The sequence below is a fragment of the Micromonospora sp. NBC_00421 genome, assembly GCF_036017915.1.
Classification (GTDB): Bacteria; Actinomycetota; Actinomycetes; order Mycobacteriales; family Micromonosporaceae; genus Micromonospora.
This window is the reverse complement of record NZ_CP107929.1, coordinates 4,774,839-4,798,569: the sequence shown is the minus strand read 5'-3', so window position 1 is coordinate 4,798,569 and position 23,731 is coordinate 4,774,839. Positions and strand designations below refer to the sequence as shown.

Here is a 23,731-nt window from a genome sequence, read left to right as displayed (position 1 = left end):
GCGGGCGGGGCGCGGTCACACCCCTACAACGGGCGGGCGTAACGGAGCTGAGGGACGGGGGCGGGGCCGATCCGCTCCTTCCGGGTCTGGCCGGTCCAGGTCCAGCCGCCGTGTTCGTAGAAGCCCCGGGCACCGGTGTTGCGCTCCAGCACCCAGAGCACCGCCCGACGCCAGCCCCGGGCGCGCATCACGTCCAGCGCGTCGGCCATCAGCGCCCGGCCGGTGCCCCGGCCCCGCTCGGCCGGATCGAGGTGGATGGCGTTGAGCAGGCCGGTCGCCGGGTCGCCGGCGTCGTCCGGGCCGAGGTAGCTGAACCCGACCAGCAGGCCGTCCCGCTCGGCGACGGTCATCAGGTGCTCGTCGCGCTCCCACGTCCACCGTTCGACCCAGTACGCCCCCATCGCCTCGGGCGTCGGGTCGACCAACGCCTCGGGTGGCAGGAACGACGAGTACGTCGCGACCCGGGACCGCTGGTGCATGGCGCCCACCGGCATCAGGTCGTCGGCGACGGCGGGACGCAGCGTGACGGTCACCCGGCCGAGGCTACCCGCCTGGGCGGTACCGGCACGGTGGTCAGGTCCTCGGCGACCACCAGTTCCCCGGTGAAGTGCTCGCGGGCCTCGTCGTGGAAGCGACGCGGGTCGGCGTACCGCTGGGAGAAGTGGGTGAGCACCAGCGTGCGTACCCCCGACTCGGTGGCGACCCGGGCGGCCTGGCCGGCGGTGAGGTGGCCGACCTCGGCGGCGAGCGCGGCCTCCGACGCCAGGAACGTCGACTCGATGACCAGCAGGTCGGCGTGCTCGGCGAGGGCGTACACCCCGTCGCAGAGGCCGGTGTCCATCACTAAGGCGAACCGCTGCCCCGGCCGGACCACGCTCACCTCGTCCCGGGTGACGCGGCGTCCGCCGACGTCCAGGTGGCCGACGCGCAGCAGCTCACCGACCGCCGGCCCGCCGATGCCGTACGCGGACAGCCGCTCCGGCAGCATCCGGCACCCGTCCGGCTCGACCAGCCGGTACCCGTACGTCTCGATCGGATGCCGCAGCCGGCGGGCCTCCAGCGTGCCGACGCCCAGGGTGATCCGCTGCCCGTCGGCGGTGATCGGCTCGACTGCCAGCTCGGCGGTCTCGTGGAAGCTGCTGGCGTGCCGCAGCCGGGCGAAGTACTCCGCGCCACCGGCCGGGAAGTGCACCGCCACCGGGTGCGGCACCCGGTCCAGGGAGAGCCGCTGGATGGTGCCGGGCAGGCCGAGGCAGTGGTCGCCGTGGAAGTGGGTGACGCAGATCCGGGTCAGGTCGGTGGCGGTGACCCCGGTGTGCAGGAGTTGCCGCTGGCTGCCCTCGCCCGGGTCGAAGAGGATGACCTCGTCGTCCCAGCGCAGCACGTAGCCGTTGTGGTTGCGCAGCCGGGTGGGGGTCTGGCTGGCCGTGCCGAGCACCACCAGCTCGCGCATGGACAAGGCCAGCCTCCTGCGGGAACGAAGCGACCCCCGGGGCTTCCGCGCGTGCGCGGGCCGACTGGACTGGGTCGGCACCCCGGGGGTCGGGTGGCTGTCGTGGTTTCGCCGCACCGCTGCCACACGGTCTCGACGATCATTCTTGGTCTTTCACTGTCGAGGACAGCGGCTAGCGGACAGCCACCTCACGAGTCCGATTGCTATACAAGTCTGGACCACCTCCTTTCCCGTGTACCGCCACGCTACCCATTGCACCCCGGCTGCCGGTAGTGATTTTTCGCGAGATCCCGCAGACGACGTCACGTCGGCGGGGAGGGCCGCCGGCCGGTGACTTTTGTTCAACGAAGCGAAAGTTCGTGCCCATCCGGCCTATCTTTCGCCTGAAGTGAGCATTACTCTCTGCCCCACAGTGGCCACCTCCCGCCGCTGCCCGCCCGAGCCGTCCCCTCGGTCGCTCCCCCGTGAGGTGAACCGTGACCTTTTCGTCCACCACCCGCAGGAACACCCGACGATCCTTCACCCTCGGCCTGGTCGGTGCGCTGGCCGTCGCCGCCGGCCCGGTCCCCCCGGCCGGCGCCGCCCCGCCGGCCACGCCGCGGCCGTCCACCGCCACCGGCGCGACGGTGGCGAACCCGGTGGTCGCCGGGCCGGTCGCCCGGACCACCCCGGTCGGCGACCCCGGCCACGGTTACCCGTTCCTCGCCACCGACGTCGACCTGGCCGCCGCCGGCTACGTCGAGGAGGAGTTCTTCCTCTTCGGCACCGCCACCCGGTACGCGGTGCAGGGCACCCAGAGCGCGACGACCATCGGCACCGACCAGCCGTTCGGCACCCGGCTGGTGGTCCGTCGACCCGCCGCCGCCAAGAAGTTCAACGGCGTCGTCATCGCCGAGTGGAACAACGTCAGCAACCAGTGGGACCAGGAGGTCGACTGGTTCCAGTCGCACGAGCATCTGATCCGCTCGGGGTACGCCTGGGTCGGGGTCTCCGCCCAGCGGGCCGGGCTGCACTCGGCCACCGGGCTCAAGGCGTGGAGCCCGAGCCGGTACGGCCCGCTGGACGTCACGGTGGGCGGCACGGTCACCGACGACAGCCTCTCGTACGACATCTTCAGCCAGGCGGTGAAGGCGGTCCGCAACCCGACCGGCGTCGATCCGCTCGGCAAGCTGCCGGCCCCGCAGTACGTGATCGCCACCGGCCACTCGCAGTCAGCCGGCCGGCTCGCGAACTACTACAACGGCGTCCAGCAGTCGGCGAACGTCCTCGACGCGGTCGTCCTGCACGGCGGTGGCGGGGCGCTGCGGACCGACCTGACGACGCCGGTGTTCCGGATCAACTCCGAGGGGGACGTGGCCAGCGGCATCCTCCCCGCAGCGGCCCGGGCCCAGGCCGACTCGCCGGTCCTGCGCTCCTGGGAGGTCGCCGGCGCCTCGCACGGCGACTGGAAGCTGATCACCGACTACGGGCCGCTGCGCAAACGGGACATCGGCAGCTACCCGGGTGGCTACCCGGGCGAACCGCAGACCTGCACGCTGCCCTCGCTGTCGCGGATCCCGCAGCACATGGTGCAGAACGCGGTATACGACCACACCGTCGACTGGGTCGCCCACGGCGTGGCCCCGCCGACCGCCCCGCAGATCCAGACGACCACGACGACCCCGCCGGCCATCGCCCGGGACGACCTCGGGCTCGCGCTCGGCGGCATCCGGCTCGCCCAGCACCAGGTGCCGCTGCGGGTCAACAGCGGCAGCAACAGCGGACCCGGTTTCTGCTTCCTCGACGGCAGTTCGGTGCCGCTGACCGACGCGCAACTCGCCACCCGATACCCGACCGTCGGGTCGTACGTGGACGCCAGCGTCGCGGCGACGCTCGCCGCCGCCGAGGCCGGTCACCTTCCCGCGTCGTTCACCCGCGACCCCGCCTGGTACTCCGACCTGCGCGACCTCATCGCGGAGTACGTCACCGCCGGCCGGATCACCGAGTACGTGGCGGCCCGGCTGGAGGACCGGCTCCAGCGGGCCGAGCAGGCCGGCACCGCCGGCAACGCGGCTCGGGCCGGCGAGCTGCTGGAGCAGTTGGCCGACCGGGCGGAGCAGCGGATCACCCGGGATCCGGCGGCCCGGGACGCGGTGCTGCGGGTGACCGAGGCGTTGATCGCACTCCTCGACGCGGCGGAGCACCGCAACCGGTGACCCGGGCGGACAGTCCGACGCCACGGTGAGGGGCCGAGGCGCCCGGTGCGCGGCGGGTACGACGGAAGACGTCGTGCCCGCCGCGCACCGGTGGAACGGTCACGACGACGTGCACCCGGCCGGTGGGACGCGCCGGTCGGCGGTGACGGCGGTCAGTCGATGCCGATCGGGCCCTCGCGCGGGCCGTCCCCGCCCGCCGGCTGCACCGCCAGGGACGGGAAGTCGGCCAGGTCGCCCTCCGGTTCGGCGTCCCACTCGGGGAAGACCAGGTCGCTCTGGAGATAGAGGCAGAGCAACTGGGTCAGGTGTGCCAGCCCGTCCAGGTGGGTGCGCTCGTGGCCGTGGGTGGCGTCCACCCCGAAGCCGAGCAGGGCGACCCGGGCGTGCGCGCCCGCCTCGACCGCCGCCGCCACGTCCGAGCGGTAGTAGTCGAAGACGTCGCGGACCAGGTCCACCCCGTGTTCCCGGGCGATGGCGGCGAGGTTGCGGGTCAGGTGGTAGTCGAACGGGCCCACCCCGTCACCCATCGCCAGGGTGGCCGCGTCCTCCCGGGACTGCTGGCCGGGCGCGACCACCGCCGCGTCCACCGAGACGATCTCGGCGACGTCCGGGTCGAGACCGTGGCTGGCCCCGTGGCCGATCTCCTCGGTGACGGTGACCAGCAGGTGGGCGGTGACCGTCGGGGTGATGCCCGCGTCCACCACTGCCTTCAACGCGGTCAGCACCGCCGCCACCCCGGCCTTGTCGTCCAGGTGCCGGGACTTCACGTAACCGGACGGGGTGATCATCGGATTCGGCAGGAACGCCACGAAGTCGCCCGCGTCGATGCCCAGCGCCCGCAGCCCGGCGATGTCCTCGACCGGCTCGTCGACCCGTACCTCGACGTGCTGCCAGCCGACGCCCTGGAGGTCGACGTCGTCGTTGTAGCGGTGCCCGCTGGCCTTCAACGGCAGCACCTGGCCGGTGACCACCCGGTCCAGGTCGTCGGTGAAGATCCGTACGTGCGCGCCCTCGGCGAACCGGGCCGAGTGGGTGCCGATGGTCTTCAGCTCCAGCCGACCGTTCTCCTTGAGCCGTTTGACCATCCCGCCGATGGTGTCGGTGTGCACCACGATCGCCCGGTCGGCCCCGGTCTGCCGGGGGCCGGGCAGGCAGGCGCTGAGCGCCCCCCGCCGGGTCAGCGTGGACGGGATGCCGAGCGCGGAGAGCCGTTCCCCCACGTACTGCTGCACGTGGTCGGTACGCCCCGACGGGCTCGGGATGTCGAGCAGTTCCAGCAGCACCTGGCGCAGGTAGTCCAGGTCGATCTCCAGGGGCTTGAGGCTCACGCGACCCCTCCGGGCCCGGCCGGGCTCCAGAGGCGCTGCGGGGCGCGGGTGCCCGGGAAGAGCAGGTCCACGAAGCGCTCGGCGGTGGGCTGGGGCTCGTGGTTGGCCAGCCCCGGCCGCTCGTTGGCCTCGATGAACACGTGCTCGGGCTGGTCGGGGGCGGGGACCAGCAGGTCCAGCCCGGTCACCGGGATGTCCAGGGCCCGACTCGCCGCCACGCAGGCGGTGGCGATCGTCGGGTGCAGTTCGGCCGTCACGTCGTGGATTGTGCCACCGGTGTGGAGGTTCGCCGTCCGACGCACCGCCAACACCTGCCCCTCGGGAAGCACGTCGTGCATCCGGTGCCCGGCCTCGGCCACCACCTCGCGGGTCATCTCGTCGATCGGGATCCGGGACTCGCCACCGGTGGCGGCGGCCCGCCGCCGGCTCTGCCGCGCGATCAGCTCGGTGACGTCGTGCACGCCGTCCCCGGTGATCTGCGCCGGTCGGCGCACCGCGGCGGCCACCACCTCGTGGTCGATGACGATGACCCGCAGATCCTCGCCCGCGCGCAGCTCCTCGATCAGCACGTCGGGGCAGAACCGGCGGGCCAGCTCGACGGCGGCGGTCAACGCCTCGGCGGTACGCACCCCGACTGTGATGCCGTTGCCCTGTTCACCCCGGGCCGGCTTGACCACCACCTGGCCGATGTCGGTGAGGAAGGCCAGGTCGTCGGCGTCACCGGTGGCGGTCCGGCCACGCGGCACCGACAGGCCCGCCTCGGTGAGGATCCGCCGGGTGACCCGCTTGTCGTCGCAGCGGCTCATCGCCACCGCCGAGGTCAGCTCGGACAGCGACTCGCGGGTGACGATCGTCCGGCCGCCGTTGGTCAGCCGCAGCTCACCCCAGTGGGCGTCGGTGACCTCCACCCGGATGCCGCGCCGCATCGCCTCGTCGGCGACGATCTTCGCGTACGGGTTCAGCTCGTCGTAGCCCGCCGGGGTGGCCGGCAGGAACAGCCGCTCGTTGATCGGGTTCTTCCGCTTGACGCAGAGCGTGCCGGTGCGGTGGAAGCCCAGCCGCTCGTAGAGCCGGATCGCGCCGGAGTTCTCGGCCAGCACCGACAGGTCGACGAAGGCGCGTCCCCGCGCGTCCAGCCGGTCGGCAAGCTCGGTGAGCAGGGCCTGACCGGTGCCGGGCGGCGCGGTGTTGAAGTCCACGGTCAGACACCAGAGGCTGGCGCCGTTCTCCCGGTCGCCGAAGACCGCGACGTGGTCGACACCGGTGATGGTGCCGACGATCTCCCCGGTGCTCGCCTCGGCCACCAGGTGCAGGAACCGCTCGGTGCGGGCGTTGTCGACGAGCACCTCGACCGGCGCGGTGACCATGCCGTTGCGGGCGTAGATCCGGTTGACCGCGTCCGCGTCGTCGGCGTCCCGCAGCGGCCGGACGACCAGCCCCGGGATCTCCATCCGGTCGGTGGCGGCGGGCCGGCGCTCACCCAGCGGCAGCCGGTAGGTCAGCGACGGGTCGATGAACAGCTCGTCGGGCAGCCGGGACACCAGCACGTGCGGATCCCGCAGGTAGATGCAGATGTCCCGGGCGCCGGCCGCCTCGGAGCGCAGCACGTGGGCCACCGCGACCTGCTCGTGGAAGGTCTGGCCGAAGACCAGTCGCCCCCAGCCGCAGTCCAGCACCACGTCGGACGGGCCGGCGGGTTCCCGGCGGGGCTCCGGGGCGGCTCCGGGCGCGACCGGATCGCCGCCGGGGCCGATCCGTTCCCGGCGACGGCCGAGCACCCGCTCCCGGTCGGTACGGGCCGTGCCGGTCGCGAGGGTCTCGTTCACGGTCAGTCGATTCCGTGGCTCTGGAGCCACATTTCCAGGAGTCCCAGTTGCCACAGTTTGTTTCCGTTCAACGGGGTGAGTTCGGCGTTCGGATCGGCGAGCAGCGCATCGACGTAGTCGGCGCGGAACAGGCCACGGCGGCGGGCCTGCGGTGCGTCGAGCGCGTCGCGGACCCGGTCGAGGAGCTTGCCCTCCAGGTGGGTCAGGCCGGGGACCGGGAAGTAGCCCTTGGGGCGGTCGATCACCTCGTGCGGCAGGACCCGGCGGCCGATCTCCTTGAGCACGCCCTTGCCGCCCTGTGCCAGCTTCAGCTCGGGCGGGCAGCTCGCCGCCAGCTCCACGAACTCGTGGTCGAGGAACGGCACCCGGGCCTCCAGGCCGTGCGCCATGGTCATGTTGTCGACCCGCTTCACCGGGTCGTCGGTGAGCATGATCTGGGTGTCGATCCGCAGGCCGGCGTCGACGGCGGTCTGCGCCCCGGCCCGGCCCAGGTGGGCGGCCACGAACTCGCGCGCCGGGTCGCCGTCGGCCAGCCACACCGGGTCGAGCACCCGGGCCAGCCCGGCCGCGTCCCGGTCGAAGAACGCCTTGGCGTACGTGTCGAGCGCCTGCTCCCGGTCGATGCCGGCCAGCGGCGGGTACCAGTGGTAGCCGCCGAGGATCTCGTCCGCGCCCTGGCCGGACTGGACCACCTTGACGTGCTTCGACACCTCCTGGCTGAGCAGATAGAAGGCGACGCAGTCGTGGCTGACCATCGGCTCGCTCATCGCGGCCACGGCCGCCTCCAGCGGCGGCACCAGATCACCGGCGGCCACCTTGAGCTGGTGGTGGTCGGTGCCGAAGGTCTTCGCCACCAGGTCGGAGTAGACGAACTCGTCGCCCTCCCGGCCGCCGACCGCGTCGAAGCCGATGGAGAAGGTGGACAGCCCGGAACGGGTCTGCCCCTCGCCGGCCAGCAGCGCCACCACCAGGCTGGAGTCCAGGCCACCGGAGAGCAGCACGCCCACCGGGACGTCGGCGACCATCCGGCGGCGGACCGCGGTGGTCAACGACTCCAGCAGGGCGTCCTGCCAGTCCCGCTCCGACCAGTCGGCGCGGGACGCGTCCCGGGTGAACGACGGGTCCCAGTAGACGTGCTCGTGGGTGCGGCCGTCCGGCTCGTAGACCCGTACGGTGGCCGGGGGCAGCTTGGCGACGCCGCGCAGGATGGTACGCGGCGGCGGCACGATGCTGTGGAAGCTGAGGTAGTGGGCCAGCGCCACCGGGTCGATCGTGGTGTCGATCCCGCCACCGGCCAGCAGGGCGGGCAGGGTGCTGGCGAAGCGCACCACGCCCGGCGTCTCGGCCAGGTAGAGCGGCTTGATGCCGAGCCGGTCCCGGGCCAGCACGAGGCGGCCGGTGTCCCGCTCGGTGATCGCGACGGCGAACATGCCGATCAGGTGGTCGACGAAGTCGAGCCCCCACTCGGCGTACGCCTTGAGCACCACCTCGCTGTCGCCGGAGGAGAAGAAGCGGTGCCCCAAGGCCAGCAACTCCTGGCGCAGCTCGCGGTAGTTGTAGATGCAGCCGTTGAACACGCCGGTGAGCCCGGCGGCCGGGTCGACGAGCGGTTGTCCGCTGGCGGCGGAGAGGTCGATGATCTTCAAGCGGCGGTGCCCGAGGGCGACCGCCCCCTGGGACCAGACCCCACTGTCGTCGGGCCCCCGGTCACTCATCGTGGCCGCCATGCGTTCCACCGCCGACACATCGGCACGGGAACCGTCACGGCGGAACTCTCCCGCAAGTCCGCACATGCCAGCCAATGCTGCCAGAGCTTGTTGCAGTTCGCCTGTTGAGACGATGACGAACGTGTGACAGCTTGCTACGATGCGCCGTCACGGACGGTGGTTGGCTGTCACGGGCTCGGTTCCTGCCCGCCCGGTGACGGATGCCGCGAATGCGCCGGGCCCACGGTGTGACGAACACCGCAGACCCGGCCGTGGCGCTCCGGGTCAGCCGGCCGTACGCGCCACCCCGACCGGGCAGCTCAGCCCGTTCGGTCCGTGGTTGCAGTAGCCGTTCGGGTTCTTCGATCCTGGCGAACGGTGCACTACTGATTTCCGCCTTGAATCAACGCGACCGGTAAGCGTCGGCGCGGTGTTCGATTGCCGTCACGGTCACGACGCGGTCGTCCTCGTCGATCTGGTAGAGGACGCGGTACGTGCCGCGCCTGGCCGACCAGGTGCCTTCGAACGGCGGCAGAAGAAGTCGTTTGCCCACGCGATGCGGGTTGTCGAGGAGAGCGGTGGTGATGAACTCGTAGACGGCCGTGGAGATCTTCGCTGGTAGTCGTCCGGCCAAGGCGCGAGCGGCCGGGCCGGTGACCTGAAGTCGGTAGCGGCCGGGGCTCGGACCGGTCACCTTGCCTGCTTCGATCGCTTTGCCATCAGCGCTGCGAGCTCGTCGGCGTCGAGGACGTCGCCGGCTTCGACGGCGGCCTTGGATTCACCAAGTTGCCGCATGGCCTCGGCGCTGGAGAGAACCTCCAGGGTCTCTTCCAACGCGGCGAGGTCGTCGGCGGAAATGAGCACAGCGGCGGCGTGGCCGTGCCTGGTGATCTCTATCCGCTCATGGGTCGAGGCCACCTCGTCGATGAGTTCCGAAAGGCGGTTGCGGGCATCGGTGAACGGCACGACAGTCATGCTCGAAGTATAGGTAGTTTCTGGCGTGAAGTCTGTACCAAATTTCGGCCGAGGCCACCGGGCCGTGAGGCCCGGCGGCCTGTGGTGGCTAGTTGGTCTTGGCTACACCAATCGGGCAAGTCATGCCATTGGGGCCATGGTTGCAATAACCACCTGGGTTCTTCGTCGGGGCGAGGTACTGCTGGTGGTAGTCCTCGGCGAAGAAGTAGTCGCCCAGCGGGGCGATCTCGGTGGTGATCTCACCCTTGCCGGCCCGCGCCACGATCGGTGCGAACGCGTCCCGGGACGCCTGCGCGGTGGCCAGTTGTCCGTCGGTGGTGGTGTAGATCGTCGAGCGGTACTGGCTGCCGACGTCGTTGCCCTGGCGCAGCCCCTGGGTCGGGTCGTGGTTCTCCCAGAACACCTTGAGCAGGTCCTCGTAGCCGATCAACGCCGGGTCGTAGACCACCTGGACCACCTCGGCGTGCCCGGTCATCCCCGAGCAGACCTCCTCGTACGTCGGGTTGGCGGTGTAGCCGCCCGCGTAACCGGCCGACGTGGTGAGCACCCCCGGCAGCGTCCAGAACAGTCGCTCGGCACCCCAGAAGCAACCCATGCCGAAGACGGCGACCTGGGCACCCTCCGGGAACGGGCCCTTCAGCGACGACGGCAGGACCTCGTGCCGGTCACCGATCGGCAACGCGATCGGGCGGCCGGGCAGGGCCTGGTCGGGGCTGATCATCTCGGCCTTCATGCGGCGAAGGAACACGGTGGAACTCCTCTCGTACCTCTCCCCGCCTGCAACACCGGCGGGCCCGGCTTCCTTACCCGCTGGACTGCGTCGCTCGCCCGCTGCGGCCCCCGGATGTCGGCGTGGCTCAGGACAGGGCGGTGGCGACCCGGCCGGCGTAGGAATCCGCCTCCGCGTCGTCGGCGTAGCGGGTACGCGGCCAGAAGAAGCCGCGCAGGCCGTCGCCCCTGGTCCTCGGCACCACGTGGGTGTGCAGGTGGGCCACCGACTGGGACACCCGGTTGTTCATCGCCACGAACGTTCCACCGGCCCCCAGACCGGATTCCACGGCGACCGCCAGGCGTTGCACCAGGCCGAAGTAGCCGGGCAGGTCCGCCGCCGGCAGGTCGGTCAGGGTGACCAGGTGGGCGCGCGGCACCACCAGGACGTGCCCCTTGAAGACCGGCCGGGTGTCCAGGAACGCCACCCCGTCCGGCTCGTCGGCCACCCGGAACGCCGGCACCTCCCCGGCCACGATCCCGCAGAACACACACCCGCTCACCCGCGCAGCGTAATGCCGCCCCGCGCGGGGCGGTCCCGTCCGGGTTGCCGGCGACGGGACGGCGCGGCCGACTAACGTCTCGGGGATGAGTCACGGCTTCGAGACGCTCGCCATCCACGCCGGCCAGGACCCGGAGGCCCGGACCGGCGCGGTGATCCCACCGATCTACCAGACCAGCACGTACGCCCAGGACGCCGTCGGTGCGCCCCGGCAGGGCTACGAGTACAGCCGCTCCGGCAACCCCACCCGGGACGCGCTCCAGGAGTGCCTGGCCGCGCTGGAGGGTGGCCGGGTCGGGCTCGCCTTCGCCAGCGGCCTGGCCGCCGAGGACACCCTGCTGCGGGCGGTGTGCAAGCCGGGCGACCACGTGGTGATCCCGGACGACGCGTACGGCGGCACGTACCGGCTCTTCGCCCGGGTCGCCGAGCGCTGGGGCCTGGACTACAGCCCGGCGAAGGTCTCCGACGTCGACGCGGTCCGGGCGGCGATCCGCCCCAACACGAAGATCGTCTGGATCGAGACGCCGACGAACCCGCTGCTCGGCATCGCCGACATCGCCACCCTGGCGGCGGTCGCGCACGACGCCGGGGCGCTGCTGGCGGTCGACAACACCTTCGCCTCGCCGTACCTCCAGCAGCCGCTCGCGCACGGCGCGGACGTGGTGGTGCACTCCACCACCAAGTACGTCGGCGGCCACTCCGACGTGGTCGGTGGTGCGCTGGTCGTCGCCGACCAGGCGCTCGGCGACGAGCTGCGCTACCACCAGAACGCGATGGGCGCGATCAACGGGCCGTTCGACGCCTGGCTCACCCTGCGCGGCATCAAGACCCTCGGGGTACGGATGGACAGGCACTGCGACAACGCCGAGCGGATCGCCGCCTTCCTCGACGGGCATGCCAAGGTCGCCCAGGTGATCTACCCGGGCCTGCCGTCGCACGCCGGGCACGAGGTGGCCGCCAAGCAGATGCGCCGGTTCGGCGGCATGATCTCCTTCCGGGCCGCCGGTGGCGAGGAGCACGCCGTGCAGATCTGCAACCGGGCCCGGTTGTTCGTCCTCGCCGAGTCCCTCGGCGGGGTGGAGTCCCTGATCGAGCACCCGGGCCGGATGACACACGCAAGTGCTGCCGGCTCGCCGCTTGAAGTTCCCGGCGATCTCGTGCGACTGTCTGTCGGCATCGAGACGGTCGACGACCTGCTCGCCGATCTGGAGCAGGCGCTGGGCTGACCGCGGGCTGGGAAGAGGTGGCCGTGCAGGACATCATGCCGACCTGGGTGGGGGCGACCGCCAAGCAGATCGCCCGGGGCGTACGCCGGGGCGACGTCTCCGCCACCCAGGTCGTCGCCGACCACCTCGACCACATCGGTCGGGTCGACGCCGCCCTCGCCGCGTTCCGGGTGGTCCGCGCCGGTGAGGCGATCACCGAGGCGGAGAAGGTCGACGAGCAGGAGGAACTGGCGAACCTGCCGCTCGCCGGGGTGCCGGTCGCGGTCAAGGAGAACACCCCGGTCGCCGGGCTGCCCACCTGGAACGGTTCGGTCGCCGCCCGGACCGCCGTGGCGGAGGCCGACCACGAGGTGGTGCGCCGGTTGCGCGGTGCGGGGGCGGTGATCCTCGGGGTGAGCCGGATGCCGGAGCTGGGGCTCTGGGCGATCACCGACGACGCGACCGCCGTCACCCGCAACCCGTGGGACACCCGGTACACCCCCGGGGGGTCCTCGGGCGGGGCCGCCGCCGCGGTCGCGGCCGGCCTGGTGCCGATCGCGCACGGCAACGACGGGCTCGGGTCGATCCGCATCCCGGCGGCCTGCTGCGGCCTGGTAGGGCTCAAGCCCGGTCGGGGCGTGGTCCCTTGCCAGCTCGGTGCGGAGGACTGGTTCGGGCTTACCGAGCACGGCGTGCTGACCACCACGGTCGCCGACGCCGCCGTCGGCTTCCAGGTGCTCGCCGGGCGTCGCCCCGACAAGCTGGTCCCGCCGCAGCGGCTCCGCGTCGGCGTGTCACTCCGTTCGCCGGTGCGCGGCGTGTCCCCGGACGCGCCCAACCGGGACGCGGTGGCCGCCGCCGGCCGGTTGCTCGCCGCCGCCGGGCACGACACCGTACCCGCCGATCCGGTCTATCCGACCGCGCTCGGCCTCCAGGGCATCGCCACCTGGTTCGCCGCCGCCGCGTCCGACGTGCGGGCCGCCGGCATCGACCGGCGCAGCCTGCAACGACGTAGCCGCCGGCACGTCGCGCTGGGGGAGTGGGCGCAACGCCGGGGGTACGTGCGGGAGGCCGACCGGGCCGCCTGGCGGGAGCGGTCCATCGGCTTCTTCGCCGACCACGGGGTCGACCTGCTGCTCACCCCGGCGCTGGCCGGGCCGCCGCCGGAGGCCACCGCCTGGTCCGGCCGGTCCTGGCTGGCGAACATGAAGACCAACATCCGGTACGCCCCGTTCGCCGCGCCGTGGAACGTCGCCGGCCTGCCGTCGATCGTGGTGCCGGTGGGTCGCCGGCCGGACGGCCTGCCGGTCGCCGCGCAGCTGATCGGCCCGCCCGGCTCGGAGCTGCTGCTGCTCGGCGTCGCCGGCCAGTTCGAGATGCAGGCCCCGTGGACCCGGCACGCCCCCGGCTATCCCCGGGTCGACACGGCCTCTCCGGCCGTCACCTGACCACACTGTGAGCGAGCCGTCGCCGCTGGTGGCGGGCGGTGTCGCCGCCGTCGGGGCCGAGGTCGGGTGGCACGATCGGGGCATGACGGAACTGGTCGACCTCGCCGACGTACGGGCCGCGCGGGAGTTGCTCGCCGGGGTCACCCGGACCACCCCGCTGGAGCCCTGCCGGCCGTTGAGCGCGGCGCTCGCCGGGCCGGTGTGGCTCAAGTGCGAGAACCTGCAACGCGCCGGGTCGTACAAGGTGCGCGGCGCGTACGTGCGGATCTCCCGGCTGTCGGCGCAGGAGCGGGACCGGGGGGTGGTCGCGGCCAGCGCCGGCAACCACGCCCAGGGGGTGGCGCTCGCCGCCGGCCTGGTCGGCACCCACGCCACCGTCTTCATGCCGGTCAACGCGCCGCTGCCGAAGGTGGCCGCCACCAAGGGGTACGGTGCCCGGATCGAACTGGTCGGCAACACCGTGGACGAGTCGCTGGTGGCCGCGCAGACCTTCGCCGAACGCACCGGAGCGGTGTTCATCCACCCGTTCGACCACCCGGACGTGATCGCCGGCCAGGGCACTGTCGCGCTGGAGATCCTCGAACAGTGCCCCGAGGTGCGGACGATCATCACCGGGGTCGGCGGCGGCGGTCTGATCTCCGGAATGGCGGTGGCCGCGAAGGCGCTGCGGCCCGACGTCCGGATCATCGGCGTCCAGGCGGCCAGCGCCGCCGCGTTCCCGCCCTCGCTGGCGGCAGGTGAGCCGATCCGGCTACCGGCGTTCGCCACCATCGCCGACGGCATCGCGGTAGGCCGGCCGGGGGAGATCACCTTCAGTCACGTCCGCAAGCTGGTCGACGATATGGTGACCGTCACCGAGGAGGACATCTCCCGAGCGCTGCTGATGCTGCTGGAACGGGGCAAACAGGTGGTCGAGCCGGCCGGCGCGGTAGGGGTGGCGGCGCTGCTCGCCGGTGCCGTGGAGGTGCGGACCCCGACGGTGGCGGTGCTCTCCGGCGGCAACATCGACCCGCTGCTGATGATGCGGGTGATCGAACACGGTCTCGCCGCCGCCGGCCGTTACCTGCGGGTCACCGTACGCTGCACGGACCGGCCCGGTCAGCTCGCGTCGCTGCTCACCGAGATCGCGGGGCACCGGGCGAACGTGGTCGACGTGGAGCACCAGCGGGCCAACCCGCACCTGCGCCTCGGCGAGGTGGAGGTGGCGCTGTCGGTGGAGACCCGGGGCGTGGAGCATTCCGACACCCTGATCAGCGCCCTGCGGGCCAGCGGCTACCAGGTGGTCTTCACCGCCGAGGCGTGACACCCGCGCCCGGCTCCGGCCGGCACCTCGGTGGGTCTCCCGGGTCCGCCCGGCCCTGGCCGGCACCTCGCTGGTTCCCGGGTCCGCCCGGCCCCGGTCGTCCGCGCCGGTCGCCGCCGGGTCGCGTGGACCCGGCGGCGTCGCGGCTCAGCCGGAGAAGGGCTCGAAGCTGACGATGGTCACCTTGATGTCCGCGCCGCTGGGCGCGGTGTAGGTGCAGGCCTGACCGGGACGACCGCCCAGGATGGCCTGGCCGAGCGCCGCCTCCGGGCTGTAGACCGTCAATTCGGTGGTGGCGGCGATCTCCCGCGACCCGAGCAGGAACGTCTCGGTGTCGTCCTCGTCGTCGTCGAAGTAGATCGTCACGACCATGCCCGGCGACACCACGTCGGCGGTCGGCGCCTCGCCGACCTGGGCGGTACGCAGCAGCTCCTTGAGGTAGAGAATCCGGCCCTCGGCCTTGCCCTGCTCCTCGCGGGCCGCGTGGTAGCCACCGTTCTCCCGCAGGTCGCCCTCTTCCCGCCGGGCGTTGATCTCGGCGGCGATGACCACGCGGTTGGCGATCAACTCGTCGAGCTCGGCCTGGAGGCGGTCGTGCGCGTCCTGGGACAGCCAGGTGGCGGGCGCCTTGTTGTCATTGATGGACACAGGCGTACTCCTCGGATGTGCGGACTGGCTGACAGGTGACTTACCAACCTACCAGTGGCCCGCACTTGCGGGCGTCGTCGATCACCCGGTCGGGGGACGGCAGCGGCTTCCGCTGCCCGCCCGGCGACTCAACCCAGCCGGCTCCCGCTGCCAGCCCGCTCCCGCTGCCAGCCCGCTCCCGCTGCCGCGGCCGGCGACTCAGCCTGCGGGGCGGCAGCGGACCACCTCGCCGATGAACGGGCGTTCGGTGGTGGTGACCCGGTGCCGGGTGGTGACGTGCCGCTGGCCGGGGGCCGCGGTCACGGTGACCTCCTCGTGGCCCACCTCGGCCCCGTCGTGCGAGCGGGCCCGCGCCAGACACACCGCCGAACCGCCCGCGGGCACGGTCACCCGGAACTCGACGAGTACGCCGGTGTCGCTGACGTCGGTGTAGGTGATCACCTCGGGCTTGTATTCCGGGTCGCCGTAGCGCTGGTAGAGCTGCGTCGCGGCGAGGACCAGCCCGGCGACCAGCACGGCCCCCAGCAGCCAGCGCAGCACCGGTCGCCGGCGCTCGGGCTCCCGTCGGCGACCGTACCGGCCGGGCGGGAAGACCGGCGCGGCCGAGGGAACTGTGGCGTGCGTCTCGGTCACCGGCGGGCATCTCCTGGCGTTGTTGTCGGCGGCATCGGCAAGAATGACAGGGTCCATCTTCCCAGCCCGGGGCCGAGCGTGGTTCGGCAGGTCGGCAGCCGCGCCGACAGGTCACCGTGGCAGGTCAGGCGAGCGGCCCGGACCGGGTCGCCGGCGGGCACAGACGAGGAGCGCCCACGTTGGCAGAGAAGCTGCGGCTCATGGCCGTGCACGCACACCCGGACGACGAGTCCAGCAAGGGCGCCGCCACCATGGCGAAGTACGTCGCCGAGGGGGTGGACGTGCTGGTCGTGACGTGCACCGGGGGTGAACGGGGCAGCGTGCTCAATCCCAAGTTGGACCGCCCCGACGTGTGGGCCAACATCGGCGAGATCCGCCGGGCCGAGATGGACGCCGCGCGGGCGATCCTCGGCGTCGAGCAGGCCTGGTTGGGCTTCGTCGACTCCGGCCTGCCCGAGGGCGACCCGCTACCGCCGCTGCCCGAGGGGTGCTTCGCCCTGCAGGACGTCGAGGTGGCGGCCGGGCCGCTGGTGAAGCTGATGCGGGAGTTCCGCCCGCACGTGGTCACCACCTACGACGAGGAGGGTGGCTACCCGCACCCCGACCACATCATGTGCCACAAGATCAGCATGGCCGCCTTCGAGGCGGCGGGCGACCCGACCCGCCACCCGGAGTTGGGCGCCCCCTGGCAGCCGTTGAAGCTCTACTACGACATCGGCTTCTCCAAGGGCAAGCTCCTGGCCCTGCACGAGGGCGCGCTGGCGGCCGGTATCCCCTCGCCGTACGAGGACTGGCTCAAGCGCTGGGACGAGCGGCCGGACAAGGGTTCGCGGATCACCACCCGGGTGGAGTGCGCGGAATACTTCCCGGTCCGCGACGACGCGCTGCGCGCCCACGCCACCCAGGTCGACCCGGACGGCTTCTGGTTCCAGATGCCGATGGAGCTCCAGCAGCACTCCTGGCCCACCGAGGATTTCCAGTTGGCCCGCTCGATGGTCGAGTCCCCGCTGCCGGAATCCGACCTCTTCGCCGGGGTACGGGAAGCAGCCCATGCCGGATGACCGGCGGCCGGGGCTACGCTGAGATTCCACCGCACATCGGAGAAACACCATGCTGAACGCTGTCCAGGTGCTCGCGGAGAACAACTTCGGGGACACCCGCACGGGCGGTCTGGCCGGGCCGATGGGCCTCTTCCTCATCGTGCTCCTCGGCACCGCCACCGTCCTGCTGATCCGCAACATGAACTCCCGGCTGCGCCGGCTGCCTGAGCGGTTCCCCGAGCAGGGTGGCCCGGCCGGGACCGATCGGACCGATTCGTCGGCCACCGGTCCGTCGGACGGGACGCCCGGGCAGGAATCACGTACGAACCTGCCCAGCGGCCACCAGCAGCCCTGAACGGGTAGCCGGCGCGTGAATCACGCCGATCCAGGGCGTCGCCCCCTGTTGCGGCCAACCGGATTGGCTTAGCCTTCCGCCGGGGGGACGAAAGTCCCTGAGCCGTGCGCGGGAGGGGGTGCCATGACCGTCGCAGCCGCGTTCGTCCGTCGCGCCGCCGACGGCCCCGCGGACGGAGCCGGGCGGTGACCTCCGGCCGGACCGGCGCATCCGACGACGGGCCGACGCCTTCGCACGCCCCGCCGCGGGTGCGCGTCCTCACCGCCGCCGTGACGTTGACCGCGTTGATGGCGGTGGTGATCGGCCTGCGCCTGCCGACCGCCCTGCCGCCCGACGACCCGCTCCCGCCAGCCGGCCGGTTCGGCATCGCCGTCGCGGTGTTCGCGGTGTCCCAACTCGCCCGGCTGAGGTTCCGCACCGCCACCGGCATGGTGAGCATCACCTGGGGCGAGGCCGCGCTGATCGTCTGCCTCTACCTGGCCCCGGCCGGCTGGTTACCGGCGGCCGCGCTGCTCGGCACCGGCGCAGCCTGGACGGCCATGTCGCTGGCCGCCGACCGGCGTACCCCGGTGGAGCTGTTGCGGATCGCCACCTCGTTGACGGCGGCCACCGCGCTCGCCGTCGCCGTCGCCACCGCGTTCGGTGCGCCGCTGTTGGCCGGTCCCACCCCGACGCTCGTACCCGCCCTCGTCGTCGGTGCGGTCACCTACCTGTTCACCACCGCCGGGCTGGGCGGGGTCACCCTGGCCCTGCGGCACGGCGCGGCGGTCGGCCCGCCGCTGCTCGTCGCGCTGCGCGGCAAGGTGTTGATGTTCGTCGGCAACGTGGTGGTCGGCCTGGTCGTGGTGGCGCTGCTGGAGATCGACCCACGCTGGCTTTTGCTGCTGCCACCGCTGCTCTGGTTGCTCCAGCAGACCTACCGGCACCGGCTCCGCGCCGACCAGGAACAGCGCACCTGGCGGGCGTTCGCCGAGGCGACCGCCGCCCTCAACCAGCTCGACGAGCGGGGGGTGGCCACCGCCGCGGTGACCGGCGCGCTGACCCTGTTCGGCGCCGAGCTGGTGGACGTCGACGTGGCCCGGGGCGACGGCCGCTGGCGGCGTTACCGGGGGGACTCCTCGGGTCAGGTGCGGGACCGGGAGGCCGGGCCGCCCGGCGGGGCGACCCCGGACGCCTGCGAACTGGCCCGGCCGCTCGTCGTCGGCGACGTCCAGGTCGGACAGTTGCGGGTCCGGTTCCCCGCCTCCGGGCCGCCGAACGACCGGGAACGGGACGCGCTGGCGGCCTACTCCGACGCGTTGGCCGCGGCCCTGCACGACGCGGCGACCCACCGGGAGCTGCGGCTGGTCAGCGCCCGCTCGTCGTACGACGCGGTGCACGACGCGCTGACCGGGCTGGTCAACCGGACGGCCATGCTGACCAAGGGCGACCAGGCGCTGCGGCAGCTCGCCCACGACCACCCGGTGGCCCTGCTGCTGCTCGACATCGACCAGTTCAAAGAGGTCAACGACACGCTCGGGCACGCCGCCGGCGACCAGTTGCTGCGGCTCACCGGCAACCGGCTGGGCACCCTGGCCCGCCCCGGTGACCTGCTCGCCCGGCTCGGCGGCGACGAGTTCGCCCTGCTGCTGACGTCGGTCCCGGTGATCGGCGACCGGACCGCCCCGATGGCGTACGCGCTGCGGCAGGCCCGGGAGATCGCCGAGCGGCTGGCCGCACCGACCGAGGTGGCCGGGGTGCGGATGTCGGTCGAGGTCTCGGTGGGGGTGGTGGTGGCCGGGGCGGGCACCGCCGACCTGACCGAGCTGCTGCGCCGGGCCGACATCGCCATGTACCAGGCAAAGGAGGGCGGCGGCAGCGTCGCCGCGTACGACAGCACCCGGGACGCCGCCAGCACCGACCAGTTGGCCCTGCTGGCCGAGCTGCGGGAGGCGTTGCAGGCCGACGACCAGCTGGTGCTGGCCCTGCAACCCGCGGTCGACCTGGCCACCGGTGCCCCGACCGGGGTGGAGGCGCTGATCCGCTGGCAGCATCCCCGGCGGGGCTGGCTCGGCCCGGCCGACTTCATCCGCCCGGTGGAGCACAGCGAGCAGCTCGGCACCTTCACCCGGTACGTGCTGGACAAGGCGCTTTCGGTGGCCGCCGCGTGGGCCCGGGACGGGCTGGACGTGCCGATCTCGGTGAACCTCTCGGCGCGCAGCCTGCTCGACCCCCGACTGCCGGCGGAGATCGCCGACGCGCTGCGCCGGCACCAGGTGCCGCCGCACAAGCTGGTCCTGGAGATCACCGAGACGGTGATGATGAGCGAGCTGGAGGTGATCGACGAGGTGCTGGCCACCCTGCGCACGATGGGCGTCCAGTTGGCTGTCGACGACTTCGGCACCGGGTTCTCGTCGCTGTCGTTCGTGACCCGGATCGCGGTGGACGAGCTGAAGGTGGACCGCTCCTTCGTGATCCGGATGGCCGACTCGCCGGAGGCGGCGGCGATCGTCCGGGCGACTGTCGGTCTCGCCCACGAGTTGGGGCTGCGGGTGGTCGCCGAGGGGGTGGAGACGGCCGAACAGCGGGCCGCCCTGGCCGAGCTGGGCTGCACCGCCGCCCAGGGCTACCACTTCTTCAAGCCGATGCCGGCCGACAAGATCGGCGCGGTGCTCGGCTCGCTGCGGGACTCCGCCGAGTCGAACGTCTTCCCCCTCCGCGCCGACGGCGCCTCCTGAACCACCGCCCCGCCCCAGGCGTGCGGCGACGTCAGGAGCGAGGCGACATCGTGCTGGATCCACGATGTAGTGGTGCCGGAGGGCCCCGAGGCCACTACATCGTGGATCCGGCACGATCCAGCGGTGAGCGCGGTGAGCGCGGTGAGCGCGGTGAGCGCGGTGAGCGCGGTGAGCGCGGTGAGCGCGGTGAGCGCGGGGGCCGGCGCGGTGGTGCGGCACGACGTGGTCCGCGTCCCGGGGGGCGATGTAGCGGTATCCGGCCGACCGGATACCGCTACATCGGCGACATTGCGAGCAGGGTCCGCCGGGGTGGGCGAGGGTGCGAAGGTGCGAGGGGTGGGGGTGGGGTCAGCCGCGGGGGAGGACCTCGGCGACGACCGCCGGCATCGCGGCCCAGTCGGCGGAGGCGACGCTGGCGTGGGCGGCGGCGAGTTGGGCGAGGCGGGCGCGGGCGGCAGCCTGGTCGGTGTTGCCGACTGCCGGGGGGACGTTCTGCGCGTCGGTCATCACCAGCAGGTAGTGGTTGGTGTCGTACCAGGAGGTGTCGATCCCGCCGGTGACGTACGCGCTGGCGTCGCCGTCGAAGAGGACGAACCACGGGCGCAGGCCGGTGTCGGCGTACCGGCTGCGCGGGTCGCCGGACTGGGCCCGGTGCACCGCGGGGAACGCCTGCGCCTGGCCGAGGGTGCCGGCCGCCGCCAGGCCGACCAGGTGCTGGGCGTACTCGATGTCGGTCCACAGGGTGTCGGTGGGGTTGCCCTCCTCGACGGTGCCGGGGATCAGCTCGACGATCACCTTCCCGGCGAGCTGCCCCCGGGTCGGCCAGGCGTTCGCGCGGGCGGCGGCGTCCAGGGTGGCGTACCCGCCGCGCAGGTCGGCGGGGCGGAACACCCGGCTGCCGAGCCGGGCGGCGAGCACGGCGTCGAGCTGCACCGGCCCCTGCCCGGTACGGCTGCTGAAGCCGGTCTTCAGCTCCAGTTTGAGTTGGAGCGGGCCGGCGTCGGGGTGGGCGTCGAACCAGAGCCGGATGTCGTCCAGGCAGTTCTCCAGGTTCTTGTTGCGGGTGCCGGTGTAGAGCTGCGCGGGGGTGGTGGCGGCGACGCAGTTGTTGTCGTTGCCCAGCGGGTTGGAGTGGCTGACCCGCCACTGCTTGGTGATGATGTCCGGCCAGACGTCCAGCTCGATCAGGCCGGGGCGGGCGTCGAGCGCCTGCGCCAGGTAGCTGTACGTCCCGCGTTCGTACGCGTTGTGCGTGCCGACCACGGTGGTCGCCGAGACCCGGGTGCCGGGGTCCACCGCGGCCGAGGCGGGTGCGGCGGTGCTGAACACCGCCGCGACCACCGCGACCGACGTGAGCGCCGACAGGAGACGGGAACCGCGCATGGGGGTACCTCCTCGCGGGCCGGTGCCGTTCACCGCACCCGCACAGATCAAAGTCGATGAATGTGAACGGGGGAAGACCCGATTTCGGCGGGACGGTTGCCCCGGCGGGTGCGACCGGGGCTGGGTAGGGTCGTCGGGTGAACCGACTCGCCCAGGCCACCTCGCCGTACCTGCTCCAGCACGCCGACAACCCGGTCGACTGGTGGCCGTGGTGCGACGAGGCGTTCGCCGAGGCCCGACGGCGGGACGTCCCGGTGCTCATCTCGGTCGGCTACTCCGCCTGCCACTGGTGCCACGTGATGGCCCACGAGTCGTTCGAGGACGAAACGGTCGGCGCACTGGTCAACGCCGGCTTCGTGGCGATCAAGGTGGACCGCGAGGAACGGCCCGACGTCGACGCCGTCTACATGACCGCCACCCAGGCGATGACCGGCCAGGGCGGTTGGCCGATGACGGTCTTCGCCACGCCCGACGGCACCCCGTTCTTCTGTGGCACGTACTTCCCGAAGCCCAACTTCGTCCGGCTGCTGGAATCGGTCGGCACCGCGTGGCGGGAGCAGCGGGAGGCCGTACTGCGGCAGGGCGCCGCCGTGGTCGAGGCGATCGGCGGCGCCCAGGCCGTCGGCGGACCCACCGCCCCGCTCACCGCCGAACTGCTCGACGTCGCCGCCGACCAACTGGCCCGCGAGTACGACGAGACGAACGGCGGTTTCGGCGGCGCGCCGAAGTTCCCGCCGCACATGAACCTGCTCTTCCTGCTCCGGCACCACCGGCGCACCGGTTCGGCGCAAAGCCTGGAGATCGTCCGGCACACCGCCGAGGCGATGGCCCGGGGCGGCCTGTACGACCAGCTCGCCGGCGGGTTCGCCAGGTACTCGGTGGACGCCCACTGGACGGTGCCGCACTTCGAGAAGATGCTCTACGACAACGCCCTGCTGCTGCGGGTCTACACCCACCTGTGGCGGCTCACCGGCGACCGGCTGGCCCGTCGGGTGGCCCGCGACACCGCCCGGTTCCTCGCCGACGAGCTCCACCGCCCCGGGGACGGGTTCGCCTCCGCGCTCGACGCCGACACCGACGGGGTGGAGGGCCTCACCTACGCCTGGACCCCGGCCCAGCTCGTCGAGGCGCTCGGCGAGGAGGACGGCCGGTGGGCCGCCGACCTGTTCGACGTCACCGAGGAGGGCACCTTCGAGCCGCGTTCCGCCGCCGCTCAGGACGGCGCGGCGGACGCAGCGGGGTCCGGCACGAGCGTGCTGCGGCTGGCCCGGGACGTCGACGACGCCGACCCGGCGATCCGGGACCGCTGGCGCAGCGTGGTGGGCCGGCTGCTGGCCGCCCGGGACACCCGTCCCCAACCGGCCCGCGACGACAAGGTGGTGGCCGCCTGGAACGGCCTGGCGATCACCGCGCTCGTCGAGTTCGTCCAGGTCGCCGCGATCCGGGTGGCCCCCGACGACGAGGACGCCAACCTGATGGACGGGGTCGCCATCGTCGCCGACGGGGCGCTGCGGGACGCCGCCGAACACCTGGCAGGCGTACACCTGGTCGACGGCCGGCTGCGGCGGGCCTCCCGCGACAAGACGGTCGGCGAGCCGGCCGGCGTGCTGGAGGACTACGGCTGCGTGGCCGAGGCGTTCTGCGCGCTGCACCAGCTCACTGGCGAGGGCCGCTGGCTGGAGCTGGCCGGGGGCCTGCTGGACGTCGCACTGGCCCGGTTCGCCGCCCCGGACGGAGGCTTCTACGACACCGCCGACGACGCCGAACGACTGGTCGCCCGACCGGCCGACCCGACCGACAACGCCACCCCGTCGGGCCGGTCGGCGATCGTGGCGGCGCTGACCGCGTACGCGGCGTTGAGCGGGGAGACCCGCTACCGGGAGGTGGCCGAGGCGGCCCTGTCGACCGTCGCGCCGATCGTCGGCCGGCACGCCCGGTTCACCGGGTACGCGGCGGCCACCGGCGAGGCGCTGCTCTCCGGGCCGTACGAGATCGCGGTGGTCACCGACGACCCGGCCGGGGACCCGCTGGTCGCCGCCGCGCACCGGCACGCCCCGCCCGGCGCGGTGGTGGTCGCCGGCCGGCCCGACCAGCCCGGTGTGCCGCTGCTCGCCGACCGGCCGTTGGTCGACGGGCGGCCCACCGCGTACGTCTGCCGGGGTTTCGTCTGCCAGCGGCCGGTGACCTCGGTCGACGACCTGATCGCCCAGCTCACCTGAGCCGGTCCGTCTGGCGTGGGTGGCCCT

The 23,731-nt window shown here is 72.7% G+C and carries 20 protein-coding genes and 1 pseudogene; 8 read left to right on the top strand and 13 right to left on the bottom strand.

The window, feature by feature from the left end:
• Positions 1-23: 23 nt before the first annotated feature.
• Positions 24-533, bottom strand: a complete 510-nt coding sequence (locus OHQ87_RS20055; protein ID WP_328340022.1) for a GNAT family N-acetyltransferase — start codon at positions 531-533, stop codon at positions 24-26.
• Positions 530-1,459: a ribonuclease Z gene (locus OHQ87_RS20050; protein ID WP_328340020.1), complete on the bottom strand. Its 930-nt coding sequence runs from the start codon at positions 1,457-1,459 to the stop codon at positions 530-532. The genes OHQ87_RS20055 and OHQ87_RS20050 overlap by 4 nt, the downstream gene beginning before the upstream one ends.
• Before the next feature lie 470 nt (positions 1,460-1,929).
• Between OHQ87_RS20050 and OHQ87_RS20045 the strand changes: the two genes are divergently transcribed.
• Positions 1,930-3,648, top strand: coding sequence for an alpha/beta hydrolase domain-containing protein (locus tag OHQ87_RS20045; RefSeq protein WP_328340018.1), 1,719 nt, complete (start codon positions 1,930-1,932; stop codon positions 3,646-3,648).
• Between the two features lie 152 nt (positions 3,649-3,800).
• Here the strand turns inward: OHQ87_RS20045 and OHQ87_RS20040 are convergent, their stop codons facing one another.
• The 8 genes and pseudogenes from OHQ87_RS20040 to OHQ87_RS20005 form a co-directional block, all read right to left on the bottom strand.
• Complete coding sequence (locus OHQ87_RS20040; protein ID WP_328340016.1) at positions 3,801-4,976, bottom strand: osmoprotectant NAGGN system M42 family peptidase; 1,176 nt, start codon at positions 4,974-4,976, stop codon at positions 3,801-3,803.
• Complete coding sequence (gene ngg, locus OHQ87_RS20035; protein WP_328340014.1) at positions 4,973-6,802, bottom strand: N-acetylglutaminylglutamine synthetase; 1,830 nt, start codon at positions 6,800-6,802, stop codon at positions 4,973-4,975. The genes OHQ87_RS20040 and ngg overlap by 4 nt, the downstream gene beginning before the upstream one ends.
• 2 nt (positions 6,803-6,804) lie before the next feature.
• On the bottom strand, positions 6,805-8,595 hold the full coding sequence (locus tag OHQ87_RS20030; RefSeq protein WP_328340012.1) for an N-acetylglutaminylglutamine amidotransferase: 1,791 nt from the start codon (positions 8,593-8,595) through the stop codon (positions 6,805-6,807).
• 198 nt (positions 8,596-8,793) lie between these two features.
• Positions 8,794-8,874, bottom strand: a pseudogene (locus tag OHQ87_RS20025) (peptide-methionine (S)-S-oxide reductase MsrA); the annotation flags it as partial.
• A 37-nt stretch (positions 8,875-8,911) separates the two neighbouring features.
• Positions 8,912-9,202, bottom strand: a complete 291-nt coding sequence (locus tag OHQ87_RS20020) for a type II toxin-antitoxin system RelE family toxin (protein ID WP_328340010.1) — start codon at positions 9,200-9,202, stop codon at positions 8,912-8,914.
• Positions 9,199-9,483 (bottom strand): type II toxin-antitoxin system Phd/YefM family antitoxin, encoded by a 285-nt coding sequence (locus OHQ87_RS20015; RefSeq protein ID WP_328340008.1) that lies wholly within the window; start codon positions 9,481-9,483, stop codon positions 9,199-9,201. The genes OHQ87_RS20020 and OHQ87_RS20015 overlap by 4 nt, the downstream gene beginning before the upstream one ends.
• Before the next feature lie 88 nt (positions 9,484-9,571).
• Complete coding sequence (msrA, locus tag OHQ87_RS20010) at positions 9,572-10,231, bottom strand: peptide-methionine (S)-S-oxide reductase MsrA (RefSeq protein ID WP_328340006.1); 660 nt, start codon at positions 10,229-10,231, stop codon at positions 9,572-9,574.
• Between the two features lie 109 nt (positions 10,232-10,340).
• Positions 10,341-10,754 carry an HIT family protein gene (locus OHQ87_RS20005; RefSeq protein WP_328340004.1) on the bottom strand — a complete coding sequence of 138 codons (414 nt, stop codon included), beginning with the start codon at positions 10,752-10,754 and terminating at the stop codon, positions 10,341-10,343.
• A gap of 85 nt (positions 10,755-10,839) precedes the next feature.
• On the opposite strand from OHQ87_RS20005, the gene OHQ87_RS20000 reads away from it, so the two are divergent.
• The 3 genes from OHQ87_RS20000 (at position 10,840) to ilvA (ending at position 14,709) form a co-directional block, all read left to right on the top strand.
• Positions 10,840-11,979, top strand: coding sequence for a cystathionine gamma-synthase (locus OHQ87_RS20000; RefSeq protein ID WP_328340002.1), 1,140 nt, complete (start codon positions 10,840-10,842; stop codon positions 11,977-11,979).
• A gap of 17 nt (positions 11,980-11,996) precedes the next feature.
• Entirely contained in the window at positions 11,997-13,406 is a 1,410-nt protein-coding gene (locus tag OHQ87_RS19995) for an amidase (protein WP_328340000.1), read from the top strand.
• Positions 13,407-13,488: 82 nt separating this feature from the next.
• Positions 13,489-14,709 carry a threonine ammonia-lyase gene (gene ilvA / locus OHQ87_RS19990; RefSeq protein WP_328339998.1) on the top strand — a complete coding sequence of 407 codons (1,221 nt, stop codon included), beginning with the start codon at positions 13,489-13,491 and terminating at the stop codon, positions 14,707-14,709.
• A 147-nt stretch (positions 14,710-14,856) separates the two neighbouring features.
• Here ilvA and greA read toward each other — a convergent pair whose 3' ends face one another.
• The gene (greA, locus tag OHQ87_RS19985; RefSeq protein ID WP_328339996.1) at positions 14,857-15,357 is read right to left on the bottom strand and encodes a transcription elongation factor GreA; all 501 of its coding nucleotides are present in this window, start codon (positions 15,355-15,357) and stop codon (positions 14,857-14,859) included.
• A 198-nt stretch (positions 15,358-15,555) separates the two neighbouring features.
• Positions 15,556-15,990 carry a DUF4307 domain-containing protein gene (locus OHQ87_RS19980; protein WP_328339994.1) on the bottom strand — a complete coding sequence of 145 codons (435 nt, stop codon included), beginning with the start codon at positions 15,988-15,990 and terminating at the stop codon, positions 15,556-15,558.
• Between the two features lie 179 nt (positions 15,991-16,169).
• On the opposite strand from OHQ87_RS19980, the gene mca reads away from it, so the two are divergent.
• The 3 genes from mca (at position 16,170) to OHQ87_RS19965 (ending at position 20,102) form a co-directional block, all read left to right on the top strand.
• A complete protein-coding gene (mca, locus tag OHQ87_RS19975; protein WP_328339992.1) occupies positions 16,170-17,051 on the top strand; it encodes a mycothiol conjugate amidase Mca in 882 nt (293 codons plus the stop codon).
• 49 nt (positions 17,052-17,100) lie between these two features.
• Positions 17,101-17,385 carry a hypothetical protein gene (locus OHQ87_RS19970; RefSeq protein ID WP_328339990.1) on the top strand — a complete coding sequence of 95 codons (285 nt, stop codon included), beginning with the start codon at positions 17,101-17,103 and terminating at the stop codon, positions 17,383-17,385.
• 287 nt (positions 17,386-17,672) lie between these two features.
• Entirely contained in the window at positions 17,673-20,102 is a 2,430-nt protein-coding gene (locus OHQ87_RS19965; RefSeq protein ID WP_328348920.1) for a putative bifunctional diguanylate cyclase/phosphodiesterase, read from the top strand.
• A gap of 348 nt (positions 20,103-20,450) precedes the next feature.
• On the opposite strand, the gene OHQ87_RS19960 is transcribed toward OHQ87_RS19965, so the two are convergent.
• Positions 20,451-21,485 carry a phosphatidylinositol-specific phospholipase C domain-containing protein gene (locus OHQ87_RS19960; RefSeq protein ID WP_328339988.1) on the bottom strand — a complete coding sequence of 345 codons (1,035 nt, stop codon included), beginning with the start codon at positions 21,483-21,485 and terminating at the stop codon, positions 20,451-20,453.
• A 137-nt stretch (positions 21,486-21,622) separates the two neighbouring features.
• On the opposite strand from OHQ87_RS19960, the gene OHQ87_RS19955 reads away from it, so the two are divergent.
• Positions 21,623-23,704, top strand: coding sequence for a thioredoxin domain-containing protein (locus OHQ87_RS19955; protein ID WP_328339986.1), 2,082 nt, complete (start codon positions 21,623-21,625; stop codon positions 23,702-23,704).
• Positions 23,705-23,731: the final 27 nt, after the last annotated feature.